General features: G+C 67.4%; 24 protein-coding genes. 18 read left to right on the top strand and 6 right to left on the bottom strand.

Going from position 1 to position 26,100, the window contains the following annotated elements; translation table 11 throughout:
- Positions 1 to 63: 63 nt before the first annotated feature.
- From IEX25_RS06775 to IEX25_RS06765, 3 genes are read left to right on the top strand one after another with little or no spacing between them, the layout of a single operon-like run.
- Complete coding sequence (locus tag IEX25_RS06775; RefSeq protein WP_188714563.1) at positions 64 to 600, top strand: FxsA family protein; 537 nt, start codon at positions 64 to 66, stop codon at positions 598 to 600.
- A 56-nt stretch (positions 601 to 656) separates the two neighbouring features.
- Positions 657 to 1,172 carry a protein-export chaperone SecB gene (gene secB, locus IEX25_RS06770; RefSeq protein WP_188714562.1) on the top strand — a complete coding sequence of 172 codons (516 nt, stop codon included), beginning with the start codon at positions 657 to 659 and terminating at the stop codon, positions 1,170 to 1,172.
- A 6-nt stretch (positions 1,173 to 1,178) separates the two neighbouring features.
- Positions 1,179 to 1,787, top strand: a complete 609-nt coding sequence (locus IEX25_RS06765) for an HD domain-containing protein (RefSeq protein ID WP_188714561.1) — start codon at positions 1,179 to 1,181, stop codon at positions 1,785 to 1,787.
- Positions 1,788 to 1,829: 42 nt separating this feature from the next.
- Here IEX25_RS06765 and IEX25_RS06760 read toward each other — a convergent pair whose 3' ends face one another.
- The 3 genes from IEX25_RS06760 to IEX25_RS06750 form a co-directional block, all read right to left on the bottom strand.
- A complete protein-coding gene (locus tag IEX25_RS06760; protein WP_188714560.1) occupies positions 1,830 to 2,141 on the bottom strand; it encodes an H-NS histone family protein in 312 nt (103 codons plus the stop codon).
- A 77-nt stretch (positions 2,142 to 2,218) separates the two neighbouring features.
- Positions 2,219 to 2,779, bottom strand: a complete 561-nt coding sequence (locus tag IEX25_RS06755) for an ActR/PrrA/RegA family redox response regulator transcription factor (RefSeq protein ID WP_188714559.1) — start codon at positions 2,777 to 2,779, stop codon at positions 2,219 to 2,221.
- Positions 2,780 to 2,846: 67 nt separating this feature from the next.
- Complete coding sequence (locus tag IEX25_RS06750; RefSeq protein WP_188714558.1) at positions 2,847 to 3,476, bottom strand: SCO family protein; 630 nt, start codon at positions 3,474 to 3,476, stop codon at positions 2,847 to 2,849.
- A gap of 89 nt (positions 3,477 to 3,565) precedes the next feature.
- Between IEX25_RS06750 and IEX25_RS06745 the strand changes: the two genes are divergently transcribed.
- Together IEX25_RS06745 and IEX25_RS06740 are read left to right on the top strand one after the other, a co-directional pair.
- Positions 3,566 to 4,867: an ActS/PrrB/RegB family redox-sensitive histidine kinase gene (locus IEX25_RS06745; protein WP_188714557.1), complete on the top strand. Its 1,302-nt coding sequence runs from the start codon at positions 3,566 to 3,568 to the stop codon at positions 4,865 to 4,867.
- A 61-nt stretch (positions 4,868 to 4,928) separates the two neighbouring features.
- Positions 4,929 to 6,503 (top strand): PAS-domain containing protein, encoded by a 1,575-nt coding sequence (locus IEX25_RS06740; protein WP_188714556.1) that lies wholly within the window; start codon positions 4,929 to 4,931, stop codon positions 6,501 to 6,503.
- Between the two features lie 3 nt (positions 6,504 to 6,506).
- Here IEX25_RS06740 and IEX25_RS06735 read toward each other — a convergent pair whose 3' ends face one another.
- Positions 6,507 to 7,154 carry a GntR family transcriptional regulator gene (locus IEX25_RS06735; protein WP_188714555.1) on the bottom strand — a complete coding sequence of 216 codons (648 nt, stop codon included), beginning with the start codon at positions 7,152 to 7,154 and terminating at the stop codon, positions 6,507 to 6,509.
- 267 nt (positions 7,155 to 7,421) lie between these two features.
- On the opposite strand from IEX25_RS06735, the gene IEX25_RS06730 reads away from it, so the two are divergent.
- The 5 genes from IEX25_RS06730 to IEX25_RS06710 are packed head-to-tail and all read left to right on the top strand — an operon-like array spanning position 7,422 to position 13,521.
- Positions 7,422 to 8,654 (top strand): NRAMP family divalent metal transporter, encoded by a 1,233-nt coding sequence (locus tag IEX25_RS06730; protein WP_188714554.1) that lies wholly within the window; start codon positions 7,422 to 7,424, stop codon positions 8,652 to 8,654.
- Positions 8,655 to 8,667: 13 nt separating this feature from the next.
- Positions 8,668 to 9,435 (top strand): LamB/YcsF family protein, encoded by a 768-nt coding sequence (locus tag IEX25_RS06725; RefSeq protein ID WP_188714553.1) that lies wholly within the window; start codon positions 8,668 to 8,670, stop codon positions 9,433 to 9,435.
- Entirely contained in the window at positions 9,435 to 10,217 is a 783-nt protein-coding gene (locus IEX25_RS06720) for a putative hydro-lyase (protein ID WP_188714552.1), read from the top strand. The genes IEX25_RS06725 and IEX25_RS06720 overlap by 1 nt, the downstream gene beginning before the upstream one ends.
- 2 nt (positions 10,218 to 10,219) lie before the next feature.
- Positions 10,220 to 11,761, top strand: coding sequence for a 5-oxoprolinase subunit B/C family protein (locus tag IEX25_RS06715; RefSeq protein WP_188714551.1), 1,542 nt, complete (start codon positions 10,220 to 10,222; stop codon positions 11,759 to 11,761).
- Positions 11,758 to 13,521, top strand: coding sequence for an acetyl/propionyl/methylcrotonyl-CoA carboxylase subunit alpha (locus IEX25_RS06710; RefSeq protein WP_229665077.1), 1,764 nt, complete (start codon positions 11,758 to 11,760; stop codon positions 13,519 to 13,521). The genes IEX25_RS06715 and IEX25_RS06710 overlap by 4 nt, the downstream gene beginning before the upstream one ends.
- Before the next feature lie 44 nt (positions 13,522 to 13,565).
- Here the strand turns inward: IEX25_RS06710 and IEX25_RS06705 are convergent, their stop codons facing one another.
- Positions 13,566 to 14,825 (bottom strand): Nramp family divalent metal transporter, encoded by a 1,260-nt coding sequence (locus IEX25_RS06705; RefSeq protein ID WP_188714550.1) that lies wholly within the window; start codon positions 14,823 to 14,825, stop codon positions 13,566 to 13,568.
- A 279-nt stretch (positions 14,826 to 15,104) separates the two neighbouring features.
- Between IEX25_RS06705 and IEX25_RS06700 the strand changes: the two genes are divergently transcribed.
- From IEX25_RS06700 to IEX25_RS06665, 8 genes are all read left to right on the top strand, one after another.
- Positions 15,105 to 16,979, top strand: a complete 1,875-nt coding sequence (locus IEX25_RS06700; RefSeq protein ID WP_188714549.1) for a TRAP transporter large permease — start codon at positions 15,105 to 15,107, stop codon at positions 16,977 to 16,979.
- A 32-nt stretch (positions 16,980 to 17,011) separates the two neighbouring features.
- On the top strand, positions 17,012 to 18,028 hold the full coding sequence (locus IEX25_RS06695; RefSeq protein WP_103172032.1) for a TRAP transporter substrate-binding protein: 1,017 nt from the start codon (positions 17,012 to 17,014) through the stop codon (positions 18,026 to 18,028).
- Entirely contained in the window at positions 18,028 to 18,816 is a 789-nt protein-coding gene (locus IEX25_RS06690) for an IclR family transcriptional regulator (RefSeq protein WP_188714548.1), read from the top strand. Before IEX25_RS06695 ends, IEX25_RS06690 begins: the two co-directional genes overlap by 1 nt.
- Positions 18,813 to 19,982 carry an acetyl-CoA acetyltransferase gene (locus IEX25_RS06685; protein ID WP_188714547.1) on the top strand — a complete coding sequence of 390 codons (1,170 nt, stop codon included), beginning with the start codon at positions 18,813 to 18,815 and terminating at the stop codon, positions 19,980 to 19,982. Before IEX25_RS06690 ends, IEX25_RS06685 begins: the two co-directional genes overlap by 4 nt.
- The gene (locus IEX25_RS06680; protein WP_188714546.1) at positions 19,979 to 21,556 is read left to right on the top strand and encodes an acyl-CoA synthetase; all 1,578 of its coding nucleotides are present in this window, start codon (positions 19,979 to 19,981) and stop codon (positions 21,554 to 21,556) included. The genes IEX25_RS06685 and IEX25_RS06680 overlap by 4 nt, the downstream gene beginning before the upstream one ends.
- Positions 21,557 to 21,564: 8 nt before the next feature.
- Entirely contained in the window at positions 21,565 to 22,368 is an 804-nt protein-coding gene (locus IEX25_RS06675; RefSeq protein WP_188714545.1) for a PCC domain-containing protein, read from the top strand.
- The gene (locus tag IEX25_RS06670) at positions 22,365 to 23,138 is read left to right on the top strand and encodes an SDR family NAD(P)-dependent oxidoreductase (RefSeq protein WP_188714544.1); all 774 of its coding nucleotides are present in this window, start codon (positions 22,365 to 22,367) and stop codon (positions 23,136 to 23,138) included. Before IEX25_RS06675 ends, IEX25_RS06670 begins: the two co-directional genes overlap by 4 nt.
- A gap of 239 nt (positions 23,139 to 23,377) precedes the next feature.
- Entirely contained in the window at positions 23,378 to 25,174 is a 1,797-nt protein-coding gene (locus tag IEX25_RS06665) for a peroxidase family protein (RefSeq protein WP_188714543.1), read from the top strand.
- On the opposite strand, the gene IEX25_RS06660 is transcribed toward IEX25_RS06665, so the two are convergent.
- On the bottom strand, positions 25,155 to 26,072 hold the full coding sequence (locus IEX25_RS06660) for a LysR family transcriptional regulator (protein WP_188714542.1): 918 nt from the start codon (positions 26,070 to 26,072) through the stop codon (positions 25,155 to 25,157). The two genes, IEX25_RS06665 and IEX25_RS06660, sit on opposite strands and share 20 nt — an antisense overlap.
- Positions 26,073 to 26,100 lie beyond the last annotated feature (28 nt).

The raw sequence follows: 26,100 nt of genomic DNA, 5'->3' as shown, positions 1-26,100 counted from the left end.
ATTATGTAGGGATTGGACCGGGGCAAGTCCAGTTATCCCCTGGTCCGCAAGGAGGGATTCCCCATGCGGCTGTTGTGGCTGTTCATCGTGCTGCCGATCGTCGAGATCGCGCTGTTCATCCAGGTCGGCGGGCTGATCGGGGTCTGGGCCACGCTGGGGCTGGTGGTCCTGGCCGCGGTGCTGGGCGTGGCGGTGATCCGTTCGCAGGGGACGCAGGCCTGGATGCAGGCGCAGCGCAGCCTGGCCGAATTGCGCGATCCGTCCCGGCCGCTGGCCCATGGCATGATGCAGATCCTGGCGGGCGCGCTGCTGATCGTGCCCGGCTTCCTGACCGACATGGTCGCCCTGCTGCTGCTGATCCCGCCGGTGCGCGACCTGATCATGCGGCGTGCCGTGCGCCGGATGGGGGTCAGGACCGTGCAGATGAACACGGCCCGGCGCGAAACCTATCGCCCGCCCTATGCCGACGGGGTGATCGACGCGGATTACGTGGTCGAGGACGTGCCCCCCGCGCGCAATGCCCGCCCGCCCCTGGACCTGCCCGAGGATCTGGGGGACGACCCCGCCCGGCGCGGCAATTCCGGCTGGACACGCCATTGAGGCACCGCCCCGCGCCTGCTAGAACCGGCGAAACGATGATCCGACAAGGAAAACCCATGGCCGACGAAACCACCCCCAACGGCACGGCACCCGCAGCCCCGCAGGTGCGGATGCAAATCCTGGCGCAGTATATCCGCGACCTGTCCTTTGAAAATGCCGTCGCCACCAAGGGCGCCCCGCAGGGCGAGGTGCAGCCCGAGATCACCGTCCAGGTCAGCCTGGATGCCCGCAAGCGCGCGGGCGATCATCAATACGAGGTGATTTCAAAATTTCGTGTCACCTCGACCAACAAGGCCGACAATTCGACCCTGTTTCTGGCGGAACTGGATTACGGCGGGGTCTTCATGATCGAAGGCGTGCCGGAAGAACAGTTGCACGCCTTCCTGATGATCGAATGCCCGCGGATGCTGTTTCCCTTCGTGCGGCGCATCATCGCTGACGTGACGCGCGACGGGGGCTTCCCGCCCTTCAACATGGATCCGGTGGATTTCGTGGCGCTGTATCGCCAGGAACTGGCGCGGCGCGCGCAGGCCCAGCAGGCGGGCGCACCCGCGGATCAGCGGCTGTCCTGAAACCTCATGGCCGCCCGACAGCGCCGCGCCTGGCAGCGGATGCTGTCGGGCCGGCGTCTGGATCTTCTGGATCCGACGCCGCTGGACATCGAGATCACCGATATCGCCCATGGACTGGCCTTCGTGGCCCGGTGGAACGGCCAGACCCAAGGGGACTGGCCCTATTCCGTGGCCGAGCATTCCTTGCTGGTGGAAGATATCCTGACCCGCCTTCATCCCGGCATCGAAATCCGCTGGCGGCTGGCCGCGCTTTTGCACGATGCGCCGGAATATGTGATCGGCGACATGATTTCGCCCGTCAAGGCGGCGCTTGGATCCGAATATGGCCGCATGGACGAACGCCTGACCGCCGCGATCCATCTTCGTTTCGGGCTGCCGGCTGTTTTACCGGCGGCGATCAAGTCGAAAATCAAGGTCGCGGACCGGATTTCAGCCCGGCTGGAAGCCGTTCAAATCGCGGGATTTACGGAATCCGAGGCAAGGCGCCTGTTTCCCATGCAGAACAACGCCATTTTGTCTGTATTGCATATTGAATTACGGCCGCCTGCCCAGGTACGCGCGGCCTTTCTGGACCGTTTCCAGATGCTGATGCGTTCCCCGGACGGCACGGCCTGACAAAAGGCCGCCCCAGGGGACGGCCTTTCCGTAAAAACGCGGTCAGATCAGCAGATCGTCCAACTGCTTGCCGCCTTCCAGGTTTTCCCGCACCCAGCGAGGCTTGCGGCCCCGTCCGGTCCAGGTCATCGTCGGATCTTCGGGATTTGCGTATTTTGGGGGGACGGAACCCGACTTGCGCGGCTTGGCGCCAGTCAGGTCGGTCAGGTTGAAACCATGTTCACGCGCCGCTTCCTCGATCGCAGCCAAGGCCTCGCGCCGTTTCCGGTCTTCATAGGAATTAATCGCCCGGTCCAATTTTGCCCGAAGATCACGCAGTTCCTTGAGCGTCATCTTGTCGAGATCGAAGTTCATTTCTTTTGTATCCACATTGAATTGCTAATTAGCAATTTGATACAAGACGATCCCAATTACAAGATAGCTCGAATATGTTAACGCGGTCCTCTTTTGGCGAGAATTCGCTGAAGTGTCCGGCGATGCATATGCAGCCGTCTTGCCGTTTCACTGACATTGCGGTCGCATTGTTCATAAACACGCTGAATATGTTCCCATCTCACGCGGTCTGCGGACATCGGATTGTCGGACGGCGGGGGAAGGGATTCCCGGCTGGACAGTAACGCAGACGTTACGTCATTTGCATCTGCGGGCTTTGCCAGATAATCGGTCGCGCCCATCTTCACGGCGGCGACGGCGGTGGCGATGGCGCCATAGCCGGTCAGCACGATGATGCGGGCATCGTCCCGAAGCTCGCGCAGCGCCTCGACCACATCAAGGCCGTTGCCGTCCTCCAGCCGCAGATCGACCACGGCATAGGCGGGCGGCGCCTCTCGGATCATGGCCAGGGCATCGGCCACGCTGATGGCGGTGCGGGCGGCAAAGCCGCGCTTTTCCATGGCGCGGGCCAGCCGGGTCACGAAGATCTCGTCGTCATCGACCAGCAACAGCGACGGATCGGGTCCGGGATTCATCCGGGAAAGGGTATCGTCTTCCATGACGCGCGTATCCCACCTTGGGTAAACAGCAACACTGCCGCAAGGATGGAACGGGGGCAATCACTTCTCAGCCAAGGGCATCCACGAAACATCCGACCCGTTCGGCCATCACCTCGGGCGGGGTGTCGCGTCCGAAGAAGGCCACCGTCCGGTTGCCGGGCATGACCAGATAGGTGTTGGTCATGTGATCGACCAGATAGTATTCCTGGTCTTCCTCGTCATTGGCCTTGTAATAGTTTCGCCAGCCCTTGTTGACGGCGGCGATCTCCTCCTCGGAGCCGGTCAGGCCGATCATGTCGTCGGAAAACAGGCTGGTGAAGTCGGCCACCACCTCGGGCGTGTCGCGCTTGGGATCGACGGTGACGAAGACCGTCTGCACGTCCTTGCCCTGTTCCTGCAACAGGGTCGCGGCCTCGGCGTTGCGGGCGCTGTCCATGGGGCAGACATCGGGGCAGAAGGTATAGCCGAAATAAAGCAGGGAGGGCTTGTCAAAGACCTGCTCGGCCGTGACGCGCTGCCCGTCCTGGCGGGTCAGGGTGAAATCGGTGCCGAAGCTGTCCATGCCGCCTGCAACGGCGCTGCCCTGGCATTCGGCAAAGGGATCGCCGGACTGGCGCGCCGCCAGCCAGGCCCCGCCCGTCCCCAGAAGGGCCAGGGCTGCCACGCTTCCAATCAGCAGGATCCTGCGGTCGGCCATGATCGATCTCCTTCGTTGCGGCAAGGCGGCGCATTGATCGCCCATCCCGCCCCGCGTATCAAGGTCCGCATCGTCGCACCCTGGTGGCCATGTCCGATCCCTTCCTTTCCCCCGCCACCCCAGCCGAGCCGATCCGGCTGCGCACGCTGGTCCTGTTGCGGTGGTTCGCCATCGCGGGCCAGTTGGCCGCCGTGGTTGTCGCCAAGCTGATGGGCATCGCCTTTCCGGTCATACCGGTCCTGGCGCTGATCGCGGCGGCCATCGCCATGAACCTGTGGCAGGGCCTGGGGCCGATGCGCCGCACCTCGGCGCGGATGGCGGTGGTGCACCTGACCTTCGACGTGATCCAGATTTCCGCCCTGATGGCGCTGACGGGGGGGCTGGCCAATCCCTTTGCGCTGCTGGTGCTGGCGCCGGTGACGGTGGCCGCGACATCGCTGGACACCCGGCAGACGGTGACCCTGGGTGCCGCGACGATGATCCTGATCTCGCTTGTCTCGCTGTTCGGGCTGCCGCTGCACGACAGCACGGGGCGGCAACTGGCGCTGGCGCCGGTCCTGACGCTGGGACACTGGACGGCGCTGATGATCGGCGTGGTGTTCTTCGCGGGATACGCGCACCGAGTCACGGCCGAGTTGCAGGCCACATCGAACGCACTGTTCGCGACCCAGATGGCGCTGGCGCGCGAACAGCGGCTGCAACATCTGGGAGGCGTGGTCGCGGCCGCCGCCCACGAGATGGGCACCCCCCTGGCCACCATCAAGCTGATCGCGGCGGAACTGGCGGACGAGTTGGACGACCGCCCCGAATTGCAGGCCGATGCCATGGCCCTGCGCGATTCGGCGGTGCGCTGCGCGGAAATCCTGCGCAGCATGGGCCGGGCGGGCAAGGACGACCTGCACCTGCGCATGGCCCCGCTGCGCACCGTGCTGGAGGATGCGGCCGAACCCCATGCCGGGCGCGGCCCCGCCGTCGAGATCCGCGCGGACGGTCCCGATATCCGCCGCGATCCCGCCATCATCCATGCCCTGCGCAACCTGATCCAGAATGCCGTCGATTTCGCGGCCAGCCGCGTGGTGATCGAGGCGGAAACTGATGAAAGCTGCCTGACGGTATCCATCCGCGACGACGGGCCCGGCTATCCCCCCGCCCTTCTGGCCCGGATCGGCGATCCCTACCTGACCAGCAAGCGCGGCGGCGCGCAACGGGCCGGTTACGACGGCATGGGACTGGGGCTGTTCATCGCCAAGACCCTGCTGGAACGGTCGGGCGCGCGGCTGGGCTTTGACAATGGCGGGCCGGGCGCGGTCGTGACCGTCCGCTGGCCGCTGGACCGGATCGCCACTGACGCGCGCGCGCCACTGGGCGCCAATCCCCAGCACCGTTTCTGAGGTTTTAACTGTTCGTTAAGCCTGCTCCCGCTATGGTTGTCCAAACGCGAAGGAGCTTGGGATGTCTCTCCACGGTATCGGCCTGGTCTTGCTGGCGGTCCTGACGGGCACCCTCTCGGTCCTGCTGGCGGTGGGGCTGATCCGCTGGTGGGATCGCGGTCCCGGACGGCGCGGGCCGCGCCTGCCGCAGGGCGTGGACGGCAGCCTGAAGCCGATGGTGCTGCTGTTCCGCAACCAGGTCCTGGTGGACGCCACACCCTCGGCCCGGGCCTTGCTGGACCGCATTTCCGCGCCCGAAGGCGAATGGGCGCGGCTGCTGCAATGGATCGGGCCGCGCTTTCCCGACGCGATCGAAGGAATGTCGCGCATCGACCGCACGGGCCGGTTCGAATGCCTGGGCCAGTCCGGCACCGGCAGCGCCGCCTTGCGCCTGCTGGCCGAACAGGTCGATTCGGGCCTGCTGCGGATCACCCTGACCGACCCGCAGGCGGAACATGCGGGCATCGTGGTCGATTCGATGTCCCAGCAGGCGATGGAGGAGGAACTGGACCTGCTGCGCCGGTCACTGGACCAGACGCCCATGCTGGTCTGGCGCCAGGACGCCGAGGACCGCGTGACCTGGGCCAACGCCGCCTATCTTCGCAAGGCCGAGGCGCAGGCCGACGAACCCATCGGCTGGCCGCTGCCGCGCCTGCTGGATTCGCCGCGCCCCGTTCCGGGCGCCGGAACCCGGACGCGCCGCGCCTCGCTGAACCAGAACGGCGCGGTCTTCTGGTATGACTGTCACAGCCACCAGATCGGCGACCAGGTGATGATGTTCGCCCTGCCCGCCGATGCCGCCGTGCGGGCCGAACGGTCCTTGCGCGAATTCGTCCAGACCCTGACCAAGACCTTCGCCGACCTGCCCATCGGCCTGGCGATCTTCGACCGGCAGCGGCATCTGCAACTGTTCAATCCGGCGCTGATCGACCTGACCAACCTGCCCACAGGCTTCCTGACCGCACGGCCCACGCTGTTCGACCTTCTGGACAAGCTGCGCGAATTGCGGATGGTCCCCGAACCCAAGGATTTCCGAAGCTGGCGCCAGCAGATGAGCAATCTGGAAAGCTCGGCCGCCACCGGACACCATGTCGAGGAATGGTCCCTGCCCGGCGGGCAGACCTATCGCGTCACCGGCCGCCCCCATCCCGACGGCGCCGTGGCCTTCCTGTTCGAGGACATCACCTCGGAAATGACCCTGACCCGCAAGTTCCGGGCCGAACTGACGCTGGGCCATTCGATCCTGGACAACCTGGGCGAGGCGGTGGCGGTCTTTGCGCCCGGCGGGCAGGTGGTCATGTCCAACCGCGCCTATCGCGACCTGTGGCCCGGCGCCGACAGCCTGGGCGATGCGATGGCCTGCTGGAACGCCCATGCCGATGCCGGGCCCGGGGTCGAGGCGCTTGCCGCCCGGCTGATCCAGCCCGGTGAAGGACTGCGCGACAGCGGGCTGATGGTCGGGCCGCAGGGGCAGTTGCTGGGATGGGCCGTGGCGAAGCTGCCGGCCGGCCGGCAGATGGTCCGGTTCCGCCTTCCCGATGCCGCCAGCCCTTCGCAGGCGGGGGACCAGCCCCTGCTGGCGAACGCCGCCGGCTAGCCCTCAGCCCAGCCGGGCAAAGGCCTCCAGCACCACCCGTTCGGAATTGTCCAGATACGCCGCCAGAACCTCTGCCGCCCTGGCCTGCTGGCCTGCCGCCAGAAGGTCCAGGATCTCGCCGTTGCGGTCGATATAGGGTTCGTGCAGCCGTTCGGGGCTGTCCAGCAGCCCGAAGGCCAGCCGCAGTTCCGCGATGACCTGGGCAAAGAAGCCCTGCAGCCTCGTGCTGTCGGTCAGGGCCACGATGGCCGCGTGAAATTCCATGTTGGCGCTGCCGACGCTGCGCCAGTCCTGCTCCTCGCGCGCGGCACGGGCCTTGGACACGGCCGCCTGCATCCGCGTCACCGCCTCGTGCCGGGGCCAGGCATGGGCAAGGGCCGGCACCTCGATCAGCCGGCGGACGCGGTAGATGTCCACGATCGTCGCCATCGAGGGCACGGCCACGAAGACCCCCCGGTTCGGCTCGTGTCGCAGCAGCCCTTCGCGGGTCAGCAACCGGAACACCTCGCGCAGGGTATTGCGCGACACGCCCAGATCGGCGGCCAGCCGGGTTTCCGACAGCCGATGCCCCGGCGGCAGGCTGCCGCCGATGATGTCGTTGCGCAGGCGCGATGCCGTTTCCTCGGCCAGGCCCGGAGGTTCGATGACCATGTGATGCCCTTGTCTTGCCGCCGGAGAATGGCCCCGGCCCCGGTCAGAGGCAAGCCGACAGGTGCGAATCGGTCTTCAGAACTGCCCGTTGATCAGACAAGCCCCCGTCCTTCCGCCCGTCAAAACAGCAGATGATCCGGCTGCAATCCCCTTGTTGTTCAACAATCAATGCCTTTGTGTCAAATAATCGTTGACAGGTTGTCGCCCTGCCGCCACGTTTCGACCATTCGAAAAGCGTCAACCACCCTTGCAGCAGGAGCATGACGGATGAGCGCATCCCCCACTGCCACGGCCGCCAATGCCACCCTGCGGGGCGGATTTCTGGCGGCGATCTTCCTGATGGCCACTTCGGCCATCGGGCCGGGCTTCATCACCCAGACCGCCACCTTCACCGCCAAGCTGGGCGCGGCCTTCGCCTTTGCGATCCTGGCCTCGATCCTGATCGACTTCGTGGTGCAGCTGAACATCTGGCGCATCACCGCGCTGACCCGGCGCAATGCCTCGGAAACCGCCAATGCCGCCATTCCCGGCGCGGGCTATCTGCTGGCGGTGCTGGTGATGGTGGGCGGGCTGGCCTTCAACGTGGGCAATATCGCGGGCGCGGGCCTGGGCATGAACGCCATGTTCGGCCTTGATCCCAAGATCGGCGGGGCGATCTCGGCGCTGCTGGCGATCGGGGTGTTCCTGTCGAAACGCGCAGGCCTGCTGCTGGACCGGTCGCTGATCGGCCTGGGCATCCTGATGATCGTGATGACGCTGATCGTGGCCGTCACCTCCAACCCGCCGGTGGGCGATGCGCTGCGCCAGACGATCTTGCCGGACGTGATCGACTTTCCGACCATCACCACCATCGTCGGCGGCACGGTCGGCGGATACATCACCTATTCGGGCGCCCACCGGCTTCTGGACAAGGGCCTGGTCGGCGAACAGCACCTGGCCGCCGTCACCCGCGCCTCGCTGACCGGGATCGCGGTGACGGGCGTGATGCGCTTCGTGCTGTTCCTGGCGATCCTGGGCGTGGTCGCCTCCGGCGTCACCCTGGATCTGTCCAGCCAGGCCGCGAACCCGGCGGCGCAGGCCTTTGCCTTCGCGCTTGGCGACTGGGGGATGCGGATCTTTGGCGTGGTGCTGTGGGCCGCGGCCATCACCTCGGTCATCGGGGCGGCCTATACCTCGGTCAGCTTCCTGGTGGCCTTCATGGCCATGACCGACCGCAGCCGCAACATCGCCACCGTGATCTTCATCACCGTGTCGCTGGCCGTCTTCATCACCATCGGCACCGCGCCCGCCGCGCTTCTGGTCTTCGTGGGCGGCTTCAACGGCTTGATCCTGCCCATCGGCCTGACGATCTTCACCTATGTGGGCTTTGCGCGCTCCGACCTGATGGGCGGCCACCATTACAACCGGCCGCTGCTGATCCTCAGCGCGATCGTCTGCGCGCTGACCTGGTACATGGGCTATCGCTCCATCGGCCCGATCTTCGCCTTCCTGGGCCTGTAAAAGGGGAAAACACATGCGCACCATCGACCTGAACAGCGACCTGGGCGAGGGCTATGGCGCCTGGACCATGGGCGACGACGACGCCATGCTGGGCATCGTCAGTTCCGCCAACATCGCCTGCGGCTTTCACGCGGGCGATCCGCTGACCATCCGCGCGACGGTGGACGGGGCGGCCGCGCGGGGCGTGGCGGTGGGTGCGCATGTGTCATACCCTGACCGCGTAGGGTTCGGGCGCAGGCCCATGGACGTGACCCCGGCGGAACTGACCGCCGATGTCATCTACCAGATCGGCGCCTTGCAGGGGATCGCGAAGGCGGCTGGCACGCGCGTCACCTATGTCAAACCGCATGGCGCGCTGTACAACACCATCGCCAATGACGCGCGCCAGGCGGATGCCGTGATCGCGGCGATCCGGGAAATCGACCCTTCGCTGGTGCTGATGGGCCTTGCCGGGACGCGGATCCTGGACCGCGCCGCCGATGCGGGCCTTGCCACCGTGGCCGAGGCTTTCGGCGACCGCGCCTATACGCCCGATGGCCAGCTTGTGTCGCGCCGGGAAAAGGGCGCGGTGCTGCATGACGCCGATGCCGTGGCTGCCCGGATGCTGCGGCTTGCCACCGAAGGCGTGATCGAGGCCATTGACGGATCGGTCCTGCGCCTGCAGGCAGACAGCATCTGCGTGCATGGCGACAGCGCCGGCGCGGTCGAGATGGCCCGCCGCATCCGCGAGGAACTGGTTTCGGGCGGCGTGACCATCGCCCCCTTTGCGGGGACCGCCTGATGCGCCCGGACGTGGAAACCGCCCGCGCCGCCCGGCTGGCCTGCCGCGGCACGGTCGCGCCGACGGCGGGCATGGCGCCGGGCTTCACCCAATGCAACATGATCTCGCTGCCGCGCGACTGGGCTTGGGATTTCCTGCTGTTCGCGCAGCGCAATCCCAAGCCCTGCCCGGTCCTGGACGTGACCGACCCCGGCAGCTTTGAAACCGCGCTTGCGCCCGGCGCCGACCTGCGGACCGACATTCCGCTCTACCGGATCTGGCGCGACGGGGTCCTGGCCGAGGAGGTCGCCGATGCGACCCAGGCCTGGGCCGAACATCCCGACCTCGTGACCTTCCTCATCGGCTGTTCCTTCACCTTCGAGACGCCCTTGCAGGCCGCCGGGATCGAGGTGCGCCACATCGCCCAGGGCTGCAACGTGCCGATGTTCCTGACGGACCGCGCCTGCCGCCCCGCCGGACGGCTGCACGGGCAGATGGTGGTGTCGATGCGCCCCATCCCTGCCGACCGTGTGGCCGAGGCCGCGATGATCACCGGCCGCTTCCCGGCGGTCCATGGCGCCCCCGTCCATATCGGCGCGCCCGAGGCGCTTGGCATCGCCGATCTGTCGCGCCCCGATTTCGGCGACCCGGTGGACATCCGCGACGGCGAGGTGCCGGTCTTCTGGGCCTGCGGTGTGACGCCCCAGGCCGCCGTCATGGCCTCGAAGCCGCCCTTCGCGATCACCCATGCGCCGGGCCACATGTTCGTCACCGACATTCCCGACAGCCGGTGGCAGCTGTGACGATGCGCTTTCTTCCCGTCGGCCCGCGCACGCTGCTGGTGGAACTGGCCGATCTGGACGCGACGCTGGCGCTGTTCGACGCGCTGCTGGCCGATCCGGTGGACGGCCTGGCCGAGATCATCCCGGCCGCCCGCACGCTGATGATCCGCGTGGGCCCCGGCTTTGCCGCCGATGGCGCGCTTGCGGCGCAGATCATGGCGCGCCAGCCCGCGCCAGGGACAGTCCGTCGGGAAACCCAGGTCGAAACGGTCGAGATCCCCATGGCCTATGACGGCCAGGATCTGGCGGATGTGGCGGCCCACATGGACCTGACCGTGGCCGAGGTGATCGCCGCCCATCAGGCCGCAACTTGGGCCGTGGCTTTTTGCGGCTTCGCGCCGGGCTTCGCCTATATGACGGGCGACGACCCGCGCTTTGACCTGCCCCGCCGCCCCGCGCCGCGCACGCGGATCCCGGCGGGATCGGTGGCGCTTGCGGCGCGGTTCTGCGGCATCTATCCGCAGGACACGCCAGGTGGTTGGCAGTTGATCGGCACGACAAGGGTGCCGATGTGGGATCTGTCCCGCGACCCGCCTGCCCTGCTGCGTCCCGGCGTTCGGGCGCGTTTCGTGGAGGGCGTGGCAACGGTTCATCCTTCGGCGGCGATCCCCCAACCGCAGGGCCAGGCCGCGCTGACCGTGGTCCAGACCGCCTTTCCCATCGTCTTCCAGGACGAAGGCCGTCCCGGCCAGGGCGGGCAGGGTGTCTCGGCATCCGGCGCGCTGGACATTGCCGCAATGCGGCGGGCCAACCGTGCGGTCGGCAACCCCTCCGATGCGCCGGTGCTGGAAATCACCCTTGGCCCGGTGCGGCTGCGGGCGGACCAACCGGTGACGCTGGCGCTGACCGGCGCGGGACGGGCGATGGTGGAGGGGCAGGCGATGCCCGCCGCCTTTGCCCTCGATGCAGGCGATGAGGTCACGATCCCGCCCCCGCCTGCCGGGATGCGCAGCTATCTGGCGCTGCGAGGCGGTTTCGACGTGGCCCCGGTGCTGGGGTCCGCCGCGACCGACACGCTGGCCTTTGTCGGACCCCAGGCGCTGACCAATGGCGCGCGCCTTTACGCCGCGAACAATCCCGCCACGGCCATCGCCGTGCCGGAGGATCAGCCCCCGCTGCCCAAACCGGGCGAGGTGGTGGAACTGCCCGTGACGCTTGGCCCCCGTGCCGACTGGTTCACGGACGACATGATCGCACGGTTCCTGGGACAGGACTGGCTGGTGACGCCGCAATCCTCGCGCGTGGGCATCCGGCTGGAGGGCGATGCCATCACGCGCGACGATGCCCGCGAACTGCCGTCCGAGGGCACGGAAACCGGCGCCATCCAGATCCCCCATTCCGGCCAGCCGGTGCTGTTTCTGGCCGACCATCCGCTGACCGGCGGCTATCCGGTGATCGCGACCCTGCTGCCGTCCGCGCTGGATCTGGCGGGCCAGATCCCGCCCGGCGCGCGCATCCGCTTTACCGCCGCCGCCCCCTTTCACGACATGAAGGTCCAGCCATGACCCTTTTCGCCACCGGCCCGACCCTGCCCCTGCGCCGCCTGCTGATCGCCAACCGGGGCGAGATCGCCGTCCGCATCATCCGCGCCTGCCGCGACGAGGGCATCGAAACCGTTGCCGTCCATGCCGATGCCGACCGCGACGCGCCCTTCGTGGCCATGGCCGACCAGGCTTTCGCGCTTGGCGGCGACAAGCCGGCTGAAACCTATCTGGACGGCGGCAAGATCATCGCCATTGCGCAGCGCGCGGGCGCCGATGCCATCCATCCGGGCTATGGCTTCCTGTCCGAAAACGCCGCTTTCGCGCAGGCTGTGCAGGACGCGGGCCTGATCTGGATCGGCCCCGACCCCGCCGTCATCACCGCCCTTGGCGACAAGATCGAGGCCCGCCGCATCGCCGAGGCCGTCGGCGCCCCCCTGGTCGCGGGCACGCCCGGCCCGGTCGAGACGCCGGCCGACGCCCTGGCCTTCGCCCGCCAGCACGGCCTTCCCATCGCCATCAAGGCGGCCTTTGGCGGCGGCGGGCGCGGCATGAAGGTCGCCTGGCGCCTGGAGGAGGTCGAGGAGCTGTTCCAATCCGCCACCCGCGAGGCGCTGACCGCCTTCGGGCGCGGCGAATGCTTCATCGAGCAGTTCCTGGACCGCCCCCGCCATATCGAGGCGCAGGTGCTGGCCGACCGCCACGGCACCGTCAAGGTGATCGGCACCCGCGACTGTTCCCTGCAACGCCGCAACCAGAAGCTGGTCGAGGAAGCGCCCGCGCCCTTCCTGACCGACGAACAGCGCCAGCGCATCCACGACAGCGCGCGGGCGATCTGCGCCCATGCGGGCTACAGCGGCGCAGGCACGGTGGAATACCTGCTGTCGGCCAATGGCACGATTTCCTTCCTCGAGGTGAACACGCGCCTTCAGGTCGAACACCCGGTGACCGAGGAAACGACCGGCATCGACCTGGTGCGCGGCATGATCGCGGTCGCGCGCGGCGCAAGGCTGGCCGACGACGCGGTGCCCGCCCCGCGCGGCCATTCCATCGAATTCCGCATCAATGCCGAAGATGTGGGCCGCGGCTTCCTGCCCACGCCCGGCCCTATCGACGTATTCGCCGCCCCGTCCGGGCCCGGCATCCGGCTGGACAGCGGCGTGGTCGCGGGATCGACGGTCCCCGGCAGCTTCGATTCCATGATGGCCAAGCTGATCGTGACCGGCAGCACGCGCACCGAAGCCATCGCCCGCGCCCGCCGTGCCCTGGCCGAATTCCGCATCGAAGGCGTGGCAAGCGTCCTGCCCTTCCACCGCGCGGTGCTGGAACAGCCCGAATTCCGGGCCGAGGATGGCAGCTTCGGCGTCCATACCCGCTGGATCGAGACCGACTTCGCCGACCGGCTGGCCCAGGCCACCGCCCCCCATGCCCGCGTGGCCCCGGCGGGCGGCCCGCCCCTGCTGCGCCTTGCCATCGAGATCGACGGCAAGCGCCACGAACTGGGCCTGCCCGCGAACCTGATGGCGATGGCCCCCAGCGCCCCCGCGCCCGAGGCCGCCCCACAGGCGGACGATGCCACCGTGACCGCCCCCGTTCCCGGCACCCTGACCGCCTGGCAGGTCGAGGACGGCGCCCAGGTCGAGGCCGGTCAGGTGATCGCGGTGATGGAGGCGATGAAGATGGAAACCCGCGTCGAGGCCCATCGCGCAGGCCGCATCAGCCAGACCGCCAAGGCGGGCGAGGTGCTGGGCTTTGGCGCCCCCCTGGCCCGGATCGAGGGCTGAGCAAACCGGCGCGCGGTGTTGGTGCCGCGCGCCGTGCCGGTCTTTTACAGTACCCGCATGATGGCGCCGCGCAGTTGGTCCGCCGCCAGCGCGGCGAAGGCCAGCGTGCAAAGCCCCATCATGATGTTGGTCAGCGTCCCGTTGCGCCATTCGGCGGGCGTGCGGGCGGTGTTCAGGATCCACAGCAGCGTCACCGACATGAAGGGCATGAACAGCGCGCCCAGCACGCCATAGGCCAGGATCAGATAGACCGGCTGGCCCAGGAACAGCATGATCATCGGCGGAAAGGTCAGCCAGAAGATATAGAACTTGTAATAGCGCCCGCCCGACAGCCGGTCGGGATGGTCATGCGGCTTGCCCTGCACATGGCCGAAGAAATCCGCGAACATCAGGCTGACGCCGTTCCAGACGCCCACCAGCGACGACATGGACGCCGCCCAGAAGCCCACCAGGAACAGCTTGCCCATCCAGTCGCCATAGCGATCCGCCAGCACGCCCGCCAGATCCACCATCCCCTGATCGCCGCTGCCGATGGCGATCTGGGCGGAAAACAGCAGCTCGGCCCCGACGATCAGCGTGGCGATCACGAAGATGCCCGTGACAAGATAGGCGATGCCGTTGTCCAGCCGCATCACCTTCATGAAGCGCGGCGTGTGCCAGCCCTTCTCGCGCAGCCAATAGCCGTAGGCCGCCAGCGTGATCGTGCCGCCGACGCCGCCCGCCACCGACAGCACGTTGATCATCGCGCCCTCGGGGATGACGGGCACCAGGCCCGCGGCGATTTCCCCAAGATTGGGCAGGGTCAGCGCGGCCGCCAGAACCATGGTGACGAACATCAGGATCACCATGGCCGTCAGGACCTTCTCGAACAGGTCATAGCGGCCGGACCAGACCAGCGCCATGCCCAGCAGGCCCGAAACGATCCCCCAGGCCGCCACGCTGCCGAAGGGCAGCAGCGAATAAAGCGCCAGTCCCGTGCCCGCCATCCCGGCCGCGCCATAGACGAAGCCCCAGATCACGATATAGGGGCCGAAATACCAGTGGGTCCACCGGCCCAGGCTGGACCAGCCCTCGAAGATGGTGTTGCCGGTCGCCAGGCTATAGCGGCCCGCCCCCTCGACCAGGATCACCTTCATGATGCAGCCCGCGACCACCGCCCACAGCAGCGCATAGCCGTATTTGCTGCCCGCCACGGTGGTGGCGATCAGATCCGCCGCGCCCACGCCCGTCGCCGCCACGACAAGGCCGGGGCCGACCAGGTTCCATTTCGGCTCGGCCGGGGAAATGTCGGGTCGCTGTGTCATCTGTGTCTCCTTGAGGTTCCTTCCGGTTTGACGGGCGAAGCGGGGGATGGCAACCTTTGCAGGCCGAATTTCCGGTTCTGCGGGGCTTTCATTCCATATTGCGGAACGATTTCCGCGCCAGTCGATCAGGCGGATTGCCGAAAAATCGTTTGCGATGCGAATTTCCAATTGCCAGACCCTATCCCTTGGCCCTATCCCCTTTTCCAAAGGGCAATCCGCGTCCACATGGTGAACACGGACCCGGCGGGGAGGCCGGGCTGCCCCGACGGGGGACAAAGGATGCACCACACGGATGTGCAGGACGCCGAGCTGGCGCTTGGCGGGATCGAGGCACTGGCCGAGCCGAAGCGCGCCGAGGCGTGGATGCGCCCCGTGGAAATCGCGGCGGCGGGCCTTTTGGTGGTGATGATCGTCACCGTCCTTGCCAACGTCTTCTTCCGCTATGTCCTGGCCAAGCCCTTGATCTGGGGGGACGAGGTCGCGTCCCTCAGCTTCATCTGGATGGCGATGCTGGGCGCGGCCCTGGCCGTGGACCGGCACGAACACATGCGCCTGACCGTCTTCCTGCCGCTGCTGCCCGAACGCCTGGCCCGCGTGGCCGAGATCGCGGGCAGCGTGCTGGTCTGCGTGCTGCTGGTCCGGCTGTTCCCGGTGGCGCTGGAATACGCCTATGAGGAATCCTTCGTCACCTCGCCCGCGCTGCAACTGCCCATGTCCTGGCGCGCATCCGCCCTGCCTGCGGGGATCGGGCTGATGGCCGCGCTGATGGTGCTGTCGGTGATCCGCACGCGCGAATGGGGCGTGATCCTGGGCACGCTGGTTTTGGCGGGGCTGCTGGTGGCGTTGCTGTGGTATGCCAAGCCGACGGTCCTGTCCTTGGGCAACTGGAACCTGCCGCTGTTTCTGGGCCTGTTCGCGGGTTTCCTGCTGATCATCGGCGTGCCCATTGCCTTCTGCTTCGCGCTGGCGACGCTGGGATACCTGACCTTCGCCACCAATGCCCCGGTCTTCGTGATGATGGGCCGCATCGACGAGGGCATGTCCTCGCTGATCCTGCTGTCGGTGCCGGTCTTCGTGCTGCTGGGCTGCATCCTGGACGCGACCGGCATGGGCCGGGCCATCGTGGGCTTTCTCGCCTCGCTCTTCGGCCATGTGAAGGCGGGGATGAGCTATGTGTTGCTGGGCTCCATGTTCCTGGTGTCCGGGATTTCCGGGTCCAAGGTGTCGGACATGGCGACCGTGGCCCCCGCCCTGTTCCCCGAGATGCGCCGCCGGGGCCATTCCGCGCCGGAAATGACCGCCCTGCTGGCGACGGGGGCGGCGATGGCGGATACCGTGCCGCCATCCATCGTGCTGATCGTGCTGGGCTCGGTCGCGGGCGTCTCCATCGCCGGGCTGTTCACCAGCGGCTTCGCCATCGCCATGGTGCTGCTGGTGGTCCTGGCCGTGCTGGCCCGCTGGAAGGCGCGGGCCGAGCGGATGGAAGGCGTGCGCCGCGCGCCCCTGTCCGTGATCGGCAAGACAGCCCTGATCGCCGCGCCCGCCCTGGTGCTGCCCTTCATGATCCGCAGCCTGGTGGGCGGCGGCGTCGCCACCGCGACCGAGGTTTCGACCATCGCCACGCTTTATGCCTTCATCATTGGCGCGGTTCTGTATGGCGGCATCCCCCTGCGCCGCACCGGCACGATGCTGGTTGAAACCGCCGCCATGTCTGGGGCGATCCTGCTGATCCTGGGGGCGGCGTCTTCGATGGCCTGGGCGCTGACGCAATCGGGCTTCGCGCGCGACCTGATGACCCTGGTCACCGGCCTGCCGGGCGGCTGGGTCGTCTTCATGCTGGCATCTATCGCGATCTTCCTGATCCTCGGCTGCGTGCTGGAGGGCCTGCCCGCCATCGTGCTGCTGGCGCCGATCATGTTCCCCATCGCCCGCGGCCTGGGCATCCACGACATCCATTACGCTATGGTCATCGTCACGGCCATGAACATCGGGCTGATGGCCCCGCCCATCGGCATCGGCTTCTATATCGCCTGCAAGATCGCCAATGTCCCCGCCGAACAGGTCATGGCGAAGATCTGGCCCTATCTGGCCGCGCTGATGGTGGGCCTGCTGGCCATCGCCGCCGTGCCCTGGTTCTCGACCGCATTGCTGTAACCGTTTCTGATACCTCAGGGAGGAGGAGTTTCATGAGCATCACCCGCCGCACCATCCTGCTGGGCGCCGCCGCAGGCGCGCTTGCCACGCCGTTCATCCGGGTCCGCCCGGCCATGGCCGCCGAGTTCAGCTACAAGGTGGCCAACAACCAGCCCCTGGACCATCCCAGCAACGTCCGCCTGGCCGAGGCGCAGAAGGCGATCCTGGAAGCCACGTCCGGGCGCTTCGACCTGCAGATCTTCCCGTCGAACCAGTTGGGCGCGGATACCGACGTGCTGGGCCAGCTGCGGTCGGGCGGGGTGGAGTTCTTCCAGCTGTCGCCGGTGATCCTGTCCACGCTGGTCCCCAATGCCTCGATCAACGGCGTGGGCTTCGCCTTCCCGGATTACGACACCGTCTGGAAGGCCATGGACGGCGAGTTGGGCGCCTATGCGCGCGGCCAGATCGAGGGCGCGGGCCTGGTGGTGATGGAAAAGATCTGGGACAACGGCTTCCGCCAGATCACGTCCTCCACCAAGCCCATCACGACGCCCGCCGACCTGGAAGGCTTCAAGATCCGCGTTCCCGTCTCGCCGCTCTGGACCTCGCTGTTCACGGCCTTCGGATCGGCCCCGGCCTCCATCAACTTCGCCGAGGTCTATACCGCGCTGCAGACCGGCATCGTGGACGGGCAGGAAAACCCGCTGGCGATCATGAAGGTCGCAAAATTGTGGGAGGTGCAGAAATACTGTTCCATGACCAACCACATGTGGGACGGCTTCTGGATGCTGGGCAACCGCCGCGCCTGGAACGCCCTGCCCGAGGACGTGCAGCAGGCCGTGGCCGACAACTTCAACGCCGCCGCCGTGAAGCAGCGCGAGGACATCGCCCAGATGAACGCCACGCTGAAGACCGACCTGGAAGCCCAGGGCTTCGTCTTCAACGACGTCGATCCCAAGGCCTTCGAGGACAAGCTGCGCGAGGCGGGCTTCTATCAGGAATGGAAGACCACCTATGGAGACGAGGCCTGGGCCATCCTGGAAGCCGCCATCGGCAGGACGCTGGCCTGATGAAGGACGGCGCCGCCCCCCTGGATACCGGCGGCACGCAGGCGGTGGCGCGTGCGCTGTCGCTGCTGTCGCTGGTGGGGCGGGGCGGCGCGCAGGGCATGGGGCTGGCGCAGCTTGCCGCCGCCTCGGGCCTGGCGCGGCCCACGGTGCGGCGGCTGCTGCTGGCCCTGGGCGCGGCGCGGATGGTCGAACAGGACCGCGTGACGCGCCGATACCACCTGGGGCCGGAAACCTATCTGCTGGCGGGATTCGCGACCGAACGCCACGGCATCCTGCACCATGCCCGCGACAGCATGGTCCGGCTGGCGGCCGAGACCGGCGACACGCTGCTGCTGACGGTGCCGCAGGACGACCATACCCTGTGCCTGGAACGGATCGAGGGCGATTTCCCGGTGCGGACTCATGCGCTGATGCGCGGCGACCGCAAGCCCGCGGGCGTCGGCGCGGGCGCCTTGGCGATCCTTGCCGCCCTGCCCGAGGCCGAGGCGGCGGCGCTGCTGGACCGCGTGGCGCCCTTGGTGGGCGAGTGGATGGCCGGCCTGCAGGAGGATCTGGCCCATGCCCGCGCCCAGGGCCATGCCCTGAATCCCGGCCGCATCGTGGCGGGTTCCTGGGGCCTGGGGGTTGCGATACTCTGGCCCGACGGGCGGCCTGCGGGGGCACTCTCCATCGCCGCCATCGAGAACCGCATGACCCCGGCGCGGCAGGCCGAGCTTGCCGCCGCGCTGCACCGCGAGGCCAGGGCCATCGCCGCCCGCCTTGCCGAACTTGAAAGGACTACCGCATGACCGATCCCCTGATCGTCGGCTGGGCGCATACCAAATTCGGCAAGGCCGAGGCGCCCGACACCATGGCCCTGATGGCCGAGGTGGCCCTGCCCGCCCTGGAACACGCGGGCATCGCGCCCGATGCCGTGGATGGCATCTTCACCGGCGTCTACAACAACGGCTTCCAGCGCCAGGACTTCCAGGGCGCATTGGTCGCCATGGGCAGCCCGGAACTGGCGGGCGTGCCCTTCATGCGCACGGAAAACGCCTGCGCCACTGGATCGGCGGCGCTTTATGCGGCAGCCGACTTCATCGCGTCCGGGCGCGGCAAGGTGGCCCTGGTGATCGGGGCCGAGAAGATGACCGCCATTCCCATCGCCGATGTGGGCGGCGTGCTGCTGTCGGCCAGTTACGTAGCCGAGGAGGGCGACACGCCCGGCGGCTTCGCGGGCGTCTTCGGGCGGATCACCGACAGCTACTTCCAGCGGAACGGCGACCGGTCCGAGGAACTGGCCATGATCGCCGCCAAGAACCACGACAACGGCACCCGCAACCCTTACGCGCATATGCAGAAGGCGTTTGATCTGGCCTTCTGCAACACGCCCTCGGACAAGAACCCGCTGGTTGCGGGGCCGCTGCGGCGCACGGACTGCTCGCTGGTGTCGGACGGGGCGGCGGCCATCGTTCTGGCCGCACCCGAAGTGGCCGAGACGCTGACCCGCGCCATCCGCTTCCGCGCCCGCGCGCAGGTGGGCGACATGCTGGCCCTGTCGCGCCGCGACCCGACCGAATTCGCGGGCGCTCATCGCGTCTGGGGCAAGGCCCTGGACCATGCGGGACTGGCGATCACCGACCTGTCGCTGGTGGAAACCCATGACTGCTTCACCACCGCCGAGATGATCGAATACGAGGCGATGGGCCTTGCCCCGCGCGGCCAGGGCTGGCGCGTCATCCGCGAAGGCACGACCCGCATGGATGGCAAGCTGCCCGTGAACCCCTCGGGCGGACTGAAATCGCGCGGCCATCCCATCGGCGCGACGGGCGTGTCCCAGCATGTGATGGCGGCGATGCAGCTGACCGGCGATGCGGGCGCGATGCAGGTGCCGGGCGCCACGCTGGCCGGGGTCTTCAACATGGGCGGCACGGCCGTCGCCAACTACTGCTCGATCCTGGAACGAGAGAAATGACCGATCCCGCTGGCGGGCTGGCCCCTGTGTCCACCCGCGTGATGAACCTTGCCACCTTCCTGGCCCAGACCGCCCGGCGCGATCCCGACGGGGTAGCCCTGGTCATGGGCGATGCCCGCTGGACCTGGGCGGAATGGAATGCCCGCACCGACGCCCTGGCCCATGCGCTGCAAACCCGCTTTGGCCTGCAAAAGGGCGACCGGGTGATGTGCCAGTCGCAGAACTGCACCGAGATGATGCAGGCGATGTTCGCCGTCTGGCGCGCGGGCGGCGTCTGGGTGCCCGCCAACTTCCGCCAGACGCCGGATGAGGTCGCCTATCTGACCCAGGCATCCGGCGCCACGCTGATGTTCTGCAACGCGGGCTTCCCGGATCACGCGGCGGCCTGCGGCGTCACGACCCTGGCCTTTGGCGCGGCGGATTTCGGGCCGGACGTGGCGGCGATCACCGCCGACCACATGGGCCGACGCCCCCAAGTGGCCCCGGTGGACCGCGACGATCCCTGCTGGTTCTTCTTCACATCCGGCACCACGGGACGGCCCAAGGCCTCGGTGCTGACGCACGGCCAGATGGCCTTCGTGGTCACGAACCACCTGGCCGACCTGATGCCGGGGCTGACGGCGGATGACGCCTCGCTGGTGGTGGCGCCCTTGTCGCATGGGGCGGGGGTGCATCAGCTGACCCAGGTGGCGCGGGGGGTGAAGACGATCCTGCTGCCCACGGAACGCTTCGACGTGGCGCAGGTCTGGGATCTGGTGCGCGAATGGCGCGTCTCGACGATGTTCACCGTGCCCACGATCCTGAAGCTGCTGGTCGAACATCCCTCGACCGCCGGGGCCGACACGTCCTCGCTGCGCTATGTCATCTATGCGGGCGCGCCGATGTATCGGGTGGACCAGCAGAAGGCGCTGAACACCCTGGGTCCGGTACTGGTCCAGTATTTCGGCCTGGGCGAGGTCACGGGCAACATCACCGTCCTGCCCGCCCATCTGCACCAGGCCGAGGACGGCCCCACGGCCCGCATCGGCACCTGCGGCCATGCCCGCACCGGGATCGAGATCCAGATCCAGGACGACAATGGCCATGAGGTCGCGCCGGGCGAGACCGGGGAAATCTGCTGCATCGGCCCCGCCGTCTTCGCGGGCTATTACAACAACCCCGAGGCCAATGCGAAATCCTTTCGCGACGGCTGGTTCCGCACGGGCGATCTGGGCCACATGGACGAAGGGGGCTTCGTCTATATCACCGGGCGGCAGTCGGACATGTTCATCTCGGGCGGGTCCAACGTCTATCCGCGAGAGATCGAGGAAAAGATCCTCACCCATCCCGCCATCAACGAGGTCGCGGTGCTGGGCGTCCCCGACTCCTTGTGGGGCGAGATCGGCTGGGCGGTCTGCGTGGCGAACACCCCCGTGGCTGAGGAGGACCTGGCCGCCTTCCTGGACGGCAAGCTGTCGCGCTACAAGATGCCCAAGCGCTTCCTGTTCTGGGACAGCCTGCCGAAATCGGCCTATGGCAAGATCACCAAGAAGATGATCCGCGAGGAACTGGAAGCCCGCGGCATGATCGCATGAAGCAGCGGATGATCCATCCCGGCCCCCGCGCCGCGGAACGCACGGTGGCGGTGCCTGCATCCCTGCGGCGGATTGGGGGCGTGCTGCCGGCGGGGCGGACGGTGATGACGGCTGTGGCGCGGCTGTTCGCGGATGCGGGCTGCAAGGGCGGCGCGGTCTGGCTGGACGGCGTGACCTGCGATCCCATCCGCTTCGTGCTGCCCGCGCCTTCGACCGACGGGGTCCATGCCGCCTGGTATTCCGACACCCATGCCCCCGACGGCCCCGTGACCATCGAACGGGCAACGGCCACGGTCGGCTGGAAGGACGGCGCGCCCTTCCTGCATTGCCACGGCACCTGGGGCGGGACGATGGGCCACCTGCTGCCGCTGGATACGGTGCTGGCGGCTGATGCGCGCGTCACCGGCATCGGCGCCCCGGATGCCTGGTTCGAGGCGCTGCCGGATGCGGAAACCGCCTTCACCCTGTTCACCCCGCAGGGCGGCGGCAGCGGCACCGGCCTGCTGGCCCGGATCGGGCCCGGAGAGGATGTGGTCACCGCCATCGAAGCCCTTTGCGTCCGCCACGGCATCGCGGATGCCCGGCTGCACGGCGTGGGCAGCATCGACCATATCCGCTTCACGGATGGCAGCCGCATGGACTGCCATGCCACCGAATTGCGGCTGGACGGGGCCACCCTGGCCCAGGGCCGCGCCACCGTCCCGATCGAGGTCGTGGACATCCGTGGCACCATCATGCGCGGCACGCTGGAACGCGGGGCGAATCCGGTCGGCGTGACGCTGGAACTGATCGTTGAAAGGACCGACACATGACGCAGGACGCCAAGGTGGCAATCGTGACCGGGGGTTGCCGAGGCATCGGCCTGGCCGCGACCGAGATTTTCCTGGAACAAGGCTGGCGCGTCGCCGTGGTGGACCGCGACACCGAGGAACTGCACCGGGTCTGCGACCCGATGGAAAACGTCCTGGCCGTCGAGGCGGACGTGTCGAATCCGCAGGCGGTGGACGGCATGATCCGCCAGACGGTCGCCCGGTTCGGCCGCGTCGATGCCCTGGTCAACAACGCAGGCGTGGCGCTGTTTTCGCGCGCGGACATGACCAGCTTCGAGGAATGGCGCGAAGTGATGTCGGTCAACCTGGATGGCGTGTTCCTGTGCACCCAGGCCGCCGTGCCGGAACTGGCGAAAACCAACGGCGCCATCGTCAACATCGCCTCGATCTCCGGGCTGCGGGCATCGACGCTGCGGGTGGCCTATGGCACGTCCAAGGCCGCGGTGATCCACCTGACCAAGCAATTCGCGGCCGAACTGGGCGAACAGGGCATCCGCGTCAACTGCGTGGCCCCCGGCCCAGTCAGGACCAAGCTGGCCATGGCCGTCCACGCGCCCGAAATCATCGCCGCCTATTACGACGCGATCCCCCTGAACCGCTATGGCGAAGCGCGCGAGATCGCCGAGGCCATCGTCTTCCTGTGTTCGGACAAGGCCAGCTTCATCAGCGGGCAGACGCTGGCCGTGGACGGCGGATTCGACGCGACCGGCGTCGGCCTGCCCGCCCTGCGGCGCGAAGCGGCGGCGAAATAGAACCATTTGAATTACCTTAACAACAATGGATAATATATCAGGCTGATGCCTGATATATTATTTTACATTAATTGTGGATTATCATTTTAGTTAATGATATTCATTCAAATGGGAATCATTTATTTGGGCTGAAAACAGGAAGGCCCGAAATATCCCGAAAAACCGCAGCCCTGCGGCCATTCCTTGTTCGGCGCAAAACCCTTTTGCGTCGGTGTGATCACGATTGCCTGGAGTTCAAGATGCTGTTTTCTCTCAGCCACGGAACGCGGATCGTCCAGGATACCGCCGTCCCGCAGCCCGCCACCGATGCCGCCCTCACCAGGGGAATGGCGGTCCTGGAAAATCCCGCCGCCCAAATGGAACGTCTGGACCTCAAGCCGTTGTCCGCCGTGGTGGACGGCGCGACCGCCCCCGCCCCCGAGGCCGGCAGCCTGCGGTCCATGTCCACCGCGCCGGGGGCTTTCCGATATCTGTTCCGCGACGCGCCCGGCCTGCCGGAAGGTCCCGCCACGCTTGCGGCGCTTGACCAGCTTGCCGACAGCATGGCGACGGAAACGACGGGGCCGGGCGACGGTTCGGTCGCGCCGATCTTCACCTATTTCGGACAGTTCATCGACCACGACATCACCGCCAACACCGACCGGGAGGTCGCGGGACTGTCGGAAATCGCGGGCGACATCGCCCCCATGGACCGCATCCAGGTCGAGGGTGAACTGGACAACCTTCGCGAAGGAACGCTGGCCCTGGACAGCCTTTACGGCGATTCCCCGGGCCAAGGGGCCTTTGCGGCCAAGCTGGCCGGGCTGATGCGCCATCCGACCTTTACCGACAAGATGCGCCTGGGGGTCACCGCCGATTCCGGCGACGGACGCCCGCCCCTGCCCGCCGATCCTGCCGCCGACCTGCTGCGGCTGGGCTTTCTGATGGACCGCGGCGACATCACGGTGGCGGAACTGAATGCCCTGCCCCCGGATCTGCGCGCCAATTTCGTCGATGCCGATGGCCCGATCCGCACACGCGCGATCATCGGCGACGGGCGCAACGACGAAAACCTGCTGGTGGCGCAATTGCATGTCGCCTTCCTGCGCCTGCACAACCGGATGGTGGATCTGGGCCACGACTTCGAGGATGCCCGCCGCCTGACCCGCTATCATTACCAATGGCTGGTGCTGAACGCCTTCCTGCCCGCGGTCTGCGCGGGTGACGTCGTGGACGAGGTTCTGGCCACCGGCGCGCCGCTTTATGCCGAATTCCTGGCCGACAATCCGCCCGCCGATCCGGCCAAGATGCCGATGCCGCTGGAATTTTCGGTCGCGGGCTTCCGCTTCGGACATTCGATGGTGCGCGGCGGCTATGACCACAACCGCTTCTTCGGTCGGGCCGTGGCGGGATCGACGCAGCTTGCGCCATTCGCCAGCTTCACCCAGTTGTTCCAGTTCACCGGCAGCGGCAAGATGCCCTCGCCCCTGACGGCCGATCCCAAGACATCCCTGCCCGGCAACTGGGTGATCGAATGGGACCGCTTCGTCCATGCCGAAACCCCGCTGCGGTCGGCCCGCAAGATCGACACGCATCTGGCCCCGCCCTTGGACGACATGATCAACCAGCCCGCTAACCCGGCCGTGATGCGGCGCCTGGCCAGCCGCAACCTGCGGCGCGGTTATCGGCTGAACATGCCGTCGGCCCAGGGCCTGATCGAGGCGATCAACGCGACCGGCCTTTACCGCCCGATCCCGGTGCTGACCCCCGAACAGGTGGCCGAGGGACGCGATTTCCTGACCGGACCGGGCCTCGATGCGGCAACGCCCTTGTGGTTCTATGTCCTGCGAGAAGCGGAACTGGTCGGCGGCAACCACCTTGGCGCCCTGGGCAGCCATCTGGTCGCCAACACGCTGGCGGGGCTGGTGATCCACGACGCCGGTTCCTACTGGAACGCGAAGATCGGCGGGCACCGCTGGTCGCCGCACCTGTTCCAGCCCTCGCAGCCCATCGACAGCCTGAAGGCGATGCTGCGCTTTACCGGGTTGCTGGCCTGACGGTCTCTGCCTGGCCGAACCGGTCGGCCAGGGTCTGGACCATCTGCCGCCCCAGGGGACCTGGCCTGCGATGCGCGGGCCAGGCCACGACCACGGTGCGGACCGGGTGGAACTGCATGTCCTCGCAGACAAGCGGCACGACCTCGCCCCGCGCGATCTCGGGGGCAAAGGTGCCGCTGGCGGAAAAGCACCAGCCAAGGCCCGCCGTGACCATCGACTTGATCGATTCCACATCGTTCACCGTCCAGACATCCGTCGAAAACAGCCGCCCCACCCGTTCCATGTCGATCTGCGGGGATCCGACGTAATAGATCTGCCGTTCCCGGTCGAAGGCGCGCATGGCAAGGGGCTGCGGCAACCCGGCCAGCCGGTGCCCCGCCGCGCAGACCGGGCCCAGCGTCTCGGTCCCCAGGTGGCGTGCGGCGATGTCCGAGGGGATCGCGGCGGCCAGCGTCAACGCGAAATCGAAATTGCCGTCCCGCAGGTCGTCCCACAGCGTCGCCAGCGATGAATTGAAGAACTGGAAGCGCGCATGGGGATGGTCGTCCGCAAAGGCCCGCAGCGCCCGGTTCAGGTCGGCGCGGGGAAACAGCACGTCCACCAGCACGCGCAGCCGCGTTTCCTCGCCCTTTTCCAGCGATTGGGCGTGGGTGGTGAAGCTGCGGGCGCGTTCCACGACGCTGCGCGCCTCGGCCAGCAGGACCCGGCCGCGTTCGGTCAGTTCCGCCCTGCTGGTGCCGCGCCCCAGCAGGGGAAAGCCGCATTGGCTTTCCAATTGCGCCAGCGAATAGCTGACCGAGGAGATCGGCCGCCGCAATTCCTTGGCCGCCGCCGTCAGGCTGCCCGTGTCGGCGATGGCGCAGAAGGCGCGCAGGTGATCGACCAGGTTCGGGTGCATTTCAGAAATCCCGAAAGAACTTTGCCAT

It is taken from the genome of Paracoccus acridae, from assembly GCF_014642735.1.
Lineage (GTDB): Bacteria > Pseudomonadota > Alphaproteobacteria > Rhodobacterales > Rhodobacteraceae > Paracoccus > Paracoccus acridae.
This window is presented reverse-complemented; position numbering and strand designations above follow the sequence as displayed.

Excerpts from the sequence above, each read along its gene's own strand:
- IEX25_RS06775 (WP_188714563.1), top strand. The coding sequence starts at position 64 with ATGCGGCTGTTGTGGCTGTTCATCGTGCTGCCGATCGTCGAGATCGCG.
- secB (WP_188714562.1), top strand. The coding sequence starts at position 657 with ATGGCCGACGAAACCACCCCCAACGGCACGGCACCCGCAGCCCCGCAG.
- IEX25_RS06765 (WP_188714561.1), top strand. The coding sequence starts at position 1,179 with ATGGCCGCCCGACAGCGCCGCGCCTGGCAGCGGATGCTGTCGGGCCGG.
- IEX25_RS06760 (WP_188714560.1), bottom strand. The coding sequence starts at position 2,141 with ATGAACTTCGATCTCGACAAGATGACGCTCAAGGAACTGCGTGATCTT.
- IEX25_RS06755 (WP_188714559.1), bottom strand. The coding sequence starts at position 2,779 with ATGGAAGACGATACCCTTTCCCGGATGAATCCCGGACCCGATCCGTCG.
- IEX25_RS06750 (WP_188714558.1), bottom strand. The coding sequence starts at position 3,476 with ATGGCCGACCGCAGGATCCTGCTGATTGGAAGCGTGGCAGCCCTGGCC.
- IEX25_RS06745 (WP_188714557.1), top strand. The coding sequence starts at position 3,566 with ATGTCCGATCCCTTCCTTTCCCCCGCCACCCCAGCCGAGCCGATCCGG.
- IEX25_RS06740 (WP_188714556.1), top strand. The coding sequence starts at position 4,929 with ATGTCTCTCCACGGTATCGGCCTGGTCTTGCTGGCGGTCCTGACGGGC.
- IEX25_RS06735 (WP_188714555.1), bottom strand. The coding sequence starts at position 7,154 with ATGGTCATCGAACCTCCGGGCCTGGCCGAGGAAACGGCATCGCGCCTG.
- IEX25_RS06730 (WP_188714554.1), top strand. The coding sequence starts at position 7,422 with ATGAGCGCATCCCCCACTGCCACGGCCGCCAATGCCACCCTGCGGGGC.
- IEX25_RS06725 (WP_188714553.1), top strand. The coding sequence starts at position 8,668 with ATGCGCACCATCGACCTGAACAGCGACCTGGGCGAGGGCTATGGCGCC.
- IEX25_RS06720 (WP_188714552.1), top strand. The coding sequence starts at position 9,435 with ATGCGCCCGGACGTGGAAACCGCCCGCGCCGCCCGGCTGGCCTGCCGC.
- IEX25_RS06715 (WP_188714551.1), top strand. The coding sequence starts at position 10,220 with ATGCGCTTTCTTCCCGTCGGCCCGCGCACGCTGCTGGTGGAACTGGCC.
- IEX25_RS06710 (WP_229665077.1), top strand. The coding sequence starts at position 11,758 with ATGACCCTTTTCGCCACCGGCCCGACCCTGCCCCTGCGCCGCCTGCTG.
- IEX25_RS06705 (WP_188714550.1), bottom strand. The coding sequence starts at position 14,825 with ATGACACAGCGACCCGACATTTCCCCGGCCGAGCCGAAATGGAACCTG.
- IEX25_RS06700 (WP_188714549.1), top strand. The coding sequence starts at position 15,105 with ATGCACCACACGGATGTGCAGGACGCCGAGCTGGCGCTTGGCGGGATC.
- IEX25_RS06695 (WP_103172032.1), top strand. The coding sequence starts at position 17,012 with ATGAGCATCACCCGCCGCACCATCCTGCTGGGCGCCGCCGCAGGCGCG.
- IEX25_RS06690 (WP_188714548.1), top strand. The coding sequence starts at position 18,028 with ATGAAGGACGGCGCCGCCCCCCTGGATACCGGCGGCACGCAGGCGGTG.
- IEX25_RS06685 (WP_188714547.1), top strand. The coding sequence starts at position 18,813 with ATGACCGATCCCCTGATCGTCGGCTGGGCGCATACCAAATTCGGCAAG.
- IEX25_RS06680 (WP_188714546.1), top strand. The coding sequence starts at position 19,979 with ATGACCGATCCCGCTGGCGGGCTGGCCCCTGTGTCCACCCGCGTGATG.
- IEX25_RS06675 (WP_188714545.1), top strand. The coding sequence starts at position 21,565 with ATGATCCATCCCGGCCCCCGCGCCGCGGAACGCACGGTGGCGGTGCCT.
- IEX25_RS06670 (WP_188714544.1), top strand. The coding sequence starts at position 22,365 with ATGACGCAGGACGCCAAGGTGGCAATCGTGACCGGGGGTTGCCGAGGC.
- IEX25_RS06665 (WP_188714543.1), top strand. The coding sequence starts at position 23,378 with ATGCTGTTTTCTCTCAGCCACGGAACGCGGATCGTCCAGGATACCGCC.
- IEX25_RS06660 (WP_188714542.1), bottom strand. The coding sequence starts at position 26,072 with ATGCACCCGAACCTGGTCGATCACCTGCGCGCCTTCTGCGCCATCGCC.